Annotated in this window: 3 protein-coding genes; 1 reads left to right on the top strand and 2 read right to left on the bottom strand. The window is 70.4% G+C overall.

The window, feature by feature from the left end; all coding sequences use genetic code 11:
• The coding region (locus VG296_RS23735) for a glycerate kinase (protein WP_325569250.1) at window positions 1-558 on the top strand (558 nt) is incomplete at its 5' end.
• A 16-nt stretch (window positions 559-574) separates the two neighbouring features.
• On the opposite strand, the gene VG296_RS23730 is transcribed toward VG296_RS23735, so the two are convergent.
• Window positions 575-1,543: an Abi-alpha family protein gene (locus VG296_RS23730; protein WP_325569247.1), complete on the bottom strand. Its 969-nt coding sequence runs from the start codon at window positions 1,541-1,543 to the stop codon at window positions 575-577.
• Window positions 1,543-2,655: hypothetical protein (locus tag VG296_RS23725; RefSeq protein ID WP_325569245.1), on the bottom strand; the 1,113-nt coding region annotated here is incomplete at its 5' end. The genes VG296_RS23730 and VG296_RS23725, both read right to left, overlap by 1 nt.

Below are 2,655 nucleotides of genomic sequence, written 5' to 3'. Positions count from 1 at the left end.
GGCATCGGCGCGATCCAGGCGATCCGCGACGGCGGCGGGCTGCGGCGGGCGAAGCTGGTCGTGCTGTGCGACGTGCGCACCCCGTTCGAGGCGGCGGCCGAGGTGTTCGGACCGCAGAAGGGCGCCACGCCCGAGCAGGTGACCGAGCTCACGGCGCGTCTGCATCAAGTCGCCGAGTGGCTGCCGCGGGATCCCCGCGGAGTCACGTTCAGCGGCGCCGCAGGCGGGCTCGCCGGCGGCCTCTGGTCGGCATTCACCGCCGAGCTGTTGCCGGGCGCCCCGTTCGTGCTCGACGCGATCGGCTTCGATCCGCTGATGCGCGCGTGCCGGGCGGTCGTGACCGGTGAGGGGCGGCTCGACGCGCAGAGCCTTGTCGGCAAGGCGGTCTCGGAGGTCGCGACGCGCGCGCGCCAGGCCGGTGTGCCCGCTCACGCCGTCGTCGGCCGCGCCGAGCTCGATTCGTTCGGCCGCCGGATCCTCGATCTCCAGTGGGTGCTCGAGGCCGGGACCGTGGCCGAGCTGGAGCAGGCCGGCCGCCGGCTCGCCGACCTGATCTAGCGGTTCAGGGCGCTATCTAGTCATTCGGGACGGGGGCCTGCGGCTCACGGCGCTTGGCCGGTGAGGCGTGCTCGGGAAGTGGAGCCAGCCGCTGGGTCTCGGGCACCAGCGCGGCCCGGCAGAAGCCCTCGCCGAACGGAGTCAGGTGGATGCTGCGGCGGACGATCTTCGCCTGGCGGACCGAGTGCACCGACTCGAGCACGGCCGGCTGGGCCTCGAGCACCTGATAGCGCTCCGGGTCGCGCAGCGTCTCGCGAGAGAACCAGACGAGCCCGAGCCGGTTGAGGTTGGTCAGGTACGACGGGACCCGGTCGACGTACCTGAGTCCGGCTCGCGGGCCGATCATGTTCAGGCCCGGTGCGAGCAGGCGTGAGGTGATCAGGCCGAGCGGCCCGCCGGTCCGAACGTCGACGGCCGGCTGCGGACCGCTCAGCAACAGCAGCCTCAGGATCCGCGCCTCGTCCGGGGCAAGCGACTCGACCAGGCGCTCGTAGGCCGGATGCGCATCCTCCACGTAGTTGACGTCGCGTGACTTGTAGAGGAGCTCCTCGCCCTTCAGACGCAGCGACGGAGCGACCACGCCGTTCCGCGTGGCCCCGGAGCGCCGGCCCTGCGCCGACGCGCCGACGGCGTCGACGACCTTCCGGGCGACGTTCGCGCCCGGCACCGCATCGGCCACCTTTCGGGCGGCGTCCGCGGTCGGGGCGGTCGCCGAGCGCAGTTGGGTCTCGAGATCGGTCATGCCGATCAAGTCGCGCGCCGCCGTCCGGACTCCTCGGGTGACGTCCTGCACGAGCTCGCCCGCGGTGTCCGGGTGGATTGCCACCCGTGCGACCCGGCCGGTCGCGCGGACGGTCGTGCCGACCGTCCACTCGGTCGTGTGCCACCAGGCAGTCGCAGCGAGCCGGACGAGGCCCGGGACGGCGCCTCTTCCGGATTCGGCCGGGCCCGTCCCGGTCCTCGGCGGTTCGTGCTCGGACGCCATCAGCCGAAGATCGCCAGGTGGATCAGGCCACCGGCGAAACCCATGATCCCGCCGTGCAGGTAGAGCATCCACTCATCCTCCTTGATCGCCGAGCGCATCATCTCCACGTAGTCGCGCGGCGGCAGCTCCTTGGTCCGCTCGGCGAACAGCCTCCGGATGTTCTCGCTCTGCCGCCGCCCGAACTCGGCGTCGTGAAACGGCGTCATCGTGTGCGCCTGGCCCTCACGCGCGAAGGCCCGCGTGATCGTGTCGTACTCACGCGTGCCGACGGCCACCCGAACGGCGCCGCGCAGCGGGCCCGCGGCCCGGTCGATCGCCGGGCCGAGTGCCTCCTGAAGCATCTGCTCGGTGCGGTCGCCGCGGGGCCCGTTGAGCAGGAAGTCGCCGATGTTCTCCATCGTCACGACGTCCTCGGCGATGATCCGCGCGTAGACCTCGGCCGCCTCGCTCTGGCGGCGCAGGAACAGCCCGTGCAGGCGCAGCGGGCCGATCTGGCGCGGCTCGACCGGCTCGAAGATCACCCACATCCCGAGCAGGTTGGTCGTCCAGCCGACGAACACCCCGAGCACCGGCAACAGCCACCAGTTGGTGATGAAGTGGGTGATCACCGCCACCGGGATCCCGAGCAGGAAGCCGAACAGGAAGCCGAAGTTGACCATTAGCCGCAGCTCCCTGGCGCCGAAGTCGCGAAAGATCTTGTTGACCAGCGCCGGGTGCTGCTCGAACTGGTCGATCACCATCAGCTTCGGATCGATCAGCTGGTCGATGTAGACCCCGATCTCATCGAGGATCCTCTTCATGATCTCCGGCAGCTGTTGTTGGACCCGCGCGTAGATCGCCTCCTTGGCCTGCGGCGGCACGTCGTGCCACAGGCGGGGCTGCTCGCGGCGCATGATCTTGTCGACGATGTCGGGCAGCTGCGGCGCGAACATCAACACCATCTGCTCGGTGATCTGGTCCGGCCCGAGCTCCTGGAAGAACTCGGCAGGAGTCCCGAGCTTGGCGATCGCCTTGTCGACCGAGATGCTCCCCATCTTCGCCGCCCGAGCCGGCACGATCCCCTGCCAGCCGATCCCGCCCTGCATGATCCCGGGAATCTCCTGGAGCTTGCG

It is taken from the genome of Actinospica sp. (assembly GCF_035552695.1).
Taxonomy (GTDB): domain Bacteria; phylum Actinomycetota; class Actinomycetes; order Streptomycetales; family Catenulisporaceae; genus Actinospica.
This window is presented reverse-complemented; position numbering and strand designations above follow the sequence as displayed.

What these genes read in the sequence shown, in the direction of transcription:
- VG296_RS23730 (WP_325569247.1), bottom strand. Translation starts at nt 1,543, where the DNA reads ATGGCGTCCGAGCACGAACCGCCGAGGACCGGGACGGGCCCGGCCGAA.